The sequence below is a fragment of the Calidithermus terrae genome (assembly GCF_003574345.1).
Taxonomy (GTDB): Bacteria; Deinococcota; Deinococci; order Deinococcales; family Thermaceae; genus Calidithermus; species Calidithermus chliarophilus.
The window spans coordinates 1-4,247 of record NZ_QXDL01000284.1; the positions used below are offsets into that span (position 1 = coordinate 1).

The 4,247-nt window shown below is 68.2% G+C and carries 2 protein-coding genes; both read left to right on the forward strand.

From position 1 onward, the window contains the following. Nucleotides 1-116: 116 nt before the first annotated feature. On the forward strand, nt 117-1,091 hold the full coding sequence (gene tsaD, locus Mterra_RS19355) for a tRNA (adenosine(37)-N6)-threonylcarbamoyltransferase complex transferase subunit TsaD (RefSeq protein ID WP_119316615.1): 975 nt from the start codon (nt 117-119) through the stop codon (nt 1,089-1,091). A gap of 307 nt (nt 1,092-1,398) precedes the next feature. Next, a partial coding sequence (gene secA, locus Mterra_RS19360; protein ID WP_119316616.1) for a preprotein translocase subunit SecA occupies nt 1,399-4,247 on the forward strand: 2,849 nt, incomplete at its 3' end.

Here is a 4,247-nt window from a genome sequence, read left to right on the forward strand (position 1 = left end):
CACCCCGGGCTGCACCCCGCGCTCAAGCAGGTGAGCACGTTGGGGGAGCTCGAGCGCCTGCTCTCGAGCCTCCAGCCCTTGACCCCCGCGGGCTGAGCCCCCACAATCCTCTGGTGATGCTGGTCCTCGGCATAGACACCTCCTGCGACGACACCGGCGTCGGGCTGGTGCGCGGGGGGCGGGTGCTCGCCAACAAGGTGGCCTCGCAGACCCTGCTGCACCAGCGCTTCGGCGGGGTGGTGCCCGAGCTCGCCAGCCGCGAGCACACCCAGGTGATCGACGGGCTGCTCGAGCAGGCCCTGGCCGAGGCCGGGGTTCGCCTCCGGGACGTCGAGCTCGTCGCGGCCACGCGCGGGCCCGGCCTGATCGGGGCGCTGCTGGTGGGCTACACCTACGCCAAGGGGCTGGCCCTGGCGCTCGGGAAGCCCTTCGCGGCGGTGCACCACCTCGAGGGCCACCTCTACGCCGCCCTGGCCGACCACCCCGAGGCCCTGCCCCCCTTCCTCGCCCTCATCGCCTCGGGCGGCCACAGCCACCTCTTCCGCGTGGCGGCCTGGGGACGGTACGAACTGCTCGGCGCGACCATGGACGACGCCGCCGGGGAGGCCTTCGACAAGGTGGCCCGCCTCCTGGGGCTGGGCTACCCGGGCGGGCCCGAGATCGAGAAATTGGCCGCCCAGGGCGACCCCCAGGCGGTGCCCTTCGGGATGCCCTTGCAGGGCCAGGGCCCGGGCCAGTACGCCTTCAGCTTCTCGGGGCTCAAGACCGCCGCCCTGCGGGCGGTGGAGAAGGGCCTGAACAAGGCCGACATCGCCGCCGGCTTCCAGCGCGTCGCGGTCGAGCACCTCGCCTCGGTGGTGCTGCGGGCCGCGCACGACACGGGCCTCCAGACCCTGCTCGTCACCGGCGGGGTGGCCCAGAACCGCGCCCTGCGGGGGCGCCTCGAGCAGGCCGGCCTGCGGCTGTTCTTCCCGCCCCGCGGCATGGCCACCGACAACGGCGCCATGATCGCGCTCGCCGCCTGGCGCCGCTGGAGCGGGCAGGGAGACCCCTTGAGCCTGCCCGCGGCGGCGTATTTGCCGTTGGCGTGAAGCTGAATGCTGAACGCAAGACGCAAAACGCAAGACGCAAGACGCTAAACGCTAAACGCGTGTCCTACGTCGTACGCAAAAAGCCAAACGCAAGACGCGAAACGCCCCTTCTTCACCCCCCTTAGCGAGGGGACCGGGGAGGATACCCCCTCGACGCCGGCGGGGAGGGGTCTACCACGGGCTACAGGCCACGAGCCTCCTGTTTACCGCTGACGGCTGATAGCTGAAGGCTGCTAGCTGCCCGCTTCCTTGACTGGTTCCAGCCCACCCAAATCCTCATCTTGCCGGGTTAGAATCGTGAACGGTTATGTTGGGCCTCATCAATAAGCTCTTTGACAACAACGAGCGGCACATCGCTCGTTACTGGAAGACCGTGGTCGCCCCGGTCAACGCCCTCGAGCCCGAGGTGCAGAAGATCGAGAACCTGGCCGCGGCCTATGCCGAGCTGCGCCAGCGCTATCAGAACGGCGAGCCCCTCGACGACCTGCTGCCCACGGCCTTCGCGCTCACCCGCGAGTCGAGCCGCCGTTTCCTGGGGCTGCGCCACTACGACGTGCAGCTCATCGGCGGGGCGGCGCTGCACGAGGGCAAGATCGCGGAGATGCGCACCGGCGAGGGCAAGACGCTGGTGGCGACGCTCGCGGTCGCGCTCAACGCCATCGCGGGCAAGGGCGTGCACCTGGTGACCGTCAACGACTACCTCGCCCGCCGCGACGCCGAGTGGATGGGGCCCGTGTACCGCGGCCTGGGCCTGAGCGTGGGCATCATCCAGCACAACTCCACCCCCGAGCAGCGCCAGGCCGCCTACCGCTCCGACGTGACCTACGTGACCAACTCGGAGCTGGGCTTCGACTACCTGCGCGACAACATGGTGGTGCAGCCCGAATTCCTGGTGCTGCGCCACGACACCCCGCTGCACTACGCCATCGTTGACGAGGTCGATTCCATCCTCATCGACGAGGCCCGCACCCCGCTCATCATCAGCGGGCCGGCCGAGAAGGCCACCGACATGTACTACCGCATGGCCGAGATCGCCAAGAAGCTCGAGCGCGGCGAGAAGGCCGAGCCCGGCGTGCGCAAGGAGCCCACCGGCGACTACACCATCGACGAGAAGCAGAAGTCGGTGCACCTCACCGTGCAGGGCATCGCCAAGGCCGAGAAGCTGCTGGGCGTGGAGGGCTTGTTCAACACCGAGAACATGGAGAAGGCCCACATGCTCACCCAGGCGCTCCGGGCCAAGGACCTCTACCACATCGACCGCGACTACATCGTGCAGGACGGCCAGGTGATCATCGTTGACGAGTTCACCGGCCGCCTGATGCCCGGGCGCCGCTACGGCGAGGGCCTGCACCAGGCCATCGAGGCCAAAGAGGGCGTCAAGATCGAGCGCGAGAACCAGACCCTCGCCACCATCACCTACCAGAACTTCTTCCGCCTCTACGAGAAGGTCGCGGGCATGACCGGCACCGCCAAGACCGAGGAGAAGGAGTTCCAGGAGATCTACGGGATGGACGTGCGCACCATCCCTACCAACAGAAAGGTCATCCGCGAGGACAGCTCCGACGTGGTCTACCGCACCGAGCGGGGCAAGTTCTTCGCCGTGGTCGAGGAGATCGCCGAGAAGTACGAGAAGGGCCAGCCGGTGCTGGTGGGCACCATCTCGGTCGAGAAGTCCGAGCGGCTTTCGGCCATGCTCAAGGAGCCGCGCCACTACCTCGCGCAGGTCGAGTTCCGTGCCCAGATCTTCCTCAAGGCCGCCGAGAAGCAGAGCGGCGGGCAGTGGGAGCAGATCAGGAGCCTGCTGGCCCGCCCGGCGCAGGTCAAGGAGGCCGACCTCGAGCCCTACGACTCCGCCGTCCCCGCCAAGGGCAACCTCCGCACCGCCTGGGACCTGCTCAAGCGCTCGGTGCACACGCTCGAGCTCATCCGCAAGGGCATCCCTCACCAGGTCTTGAACGCCAAGTACCACGAGCGCGAGTCGGAGATCGTGGCCCAGGCCGGGCGCAGCAAGACCGTGACCATCTCGACCAACATGGCCGGGCGCGGCACCGACATCAAGCTCGGCGGCAACGCCGAGTACCTGGCGGCGGCCCTGCTGCAGAAGGAGGGCTTCGACCGCTACGAGTGGAAGGTCGAGCTGTTCATCAAGAAGACCGTGCAGGGCGAGGAGGAAGAGGCCCGCCGCCTGGGCACCGAGCTCGGCGTGCGCCCCGAGGTCATGGAGGAGATCCGCCGCCTGCGCGACACCTGCGCCGCCGACGAGATCCGGGTCAAGGAGCTCGGGGGCTTGCACATCATCGGCACCGAGCGCCACGAGTCGCGCCGCATCGACAACCAGTTGCGCGGGCGTTCGGGCCGCCAGGGCGACCCCGGCTCCTCGCGCTTCTACGTATCCTTCGACGACGACCTCATGCGCCTGTTCGCCTCCGACCGCATCATCGCCATGCTCGACCGCATGGGCTTCGACGACAGCGAGCCCATCGTCAACAACATGGTCACCGCCTCCATCGAGCGGGCCCAGAAGCGCGTTGAGGACCGCAACTTCGGCATCCGCAAGCAGCTGCTGCAGTTCGACGACGTGATGGCCCGCCAGCGCGAGGTGATCTACGCCCAGCGCCGCACCATCCTCCTGGGCAAGGACGAGGAGGTGCGCGAGGCCGCCCAGGCCATGATCGAAGACAGCGTGGCTGCGGCCGCTGAGCTCCACCTCAACCCCCAGGTCCACCCCGAGGAGTGGGACCTCGCCGCCCTCAAGGGCGCCATGACCGACTTCGCGCCGGGCCTCGAGGCCTACGACTACGAGTCGCTGCGCTCGCTCAAGGCCGACGAGGGCGTGGAAAAGCTGATCGAAGCCGCCCTGGCCGAGTACGCCAAGCGCGAGGCCGAGCTCTCGCCCCAGCTCACCCGCGCGGTCGAGCGCTTCGTGATCCTGCAGGTCGTGGACAACTTCTGGAAGGAGCACCTGCACAACCTCGACGTGCTGCGCCAGGGCATCGGGCTGCGCGGCTACGGCCAGAAGGACCCCTTCCAGGAGTACAAGTTCGAGGCCACCAAGCTCTTCAACGAGATGATCGCCACCATCAAGAGCGAGGTCACCAAGTTCTTGTTCCGCCTCAAGGTCGAGCTCGAGCCCACCCCCCAGCAGCAGGCCATCCC

Coding starts and splice junctions, on each gene's coding strand:
- tsaD (WP_119316615.1), top strand. CDS start 117: ATGCTGGTCCTCGGCATAGACACCTCCTGCGACGACACCGGCGTCGGG.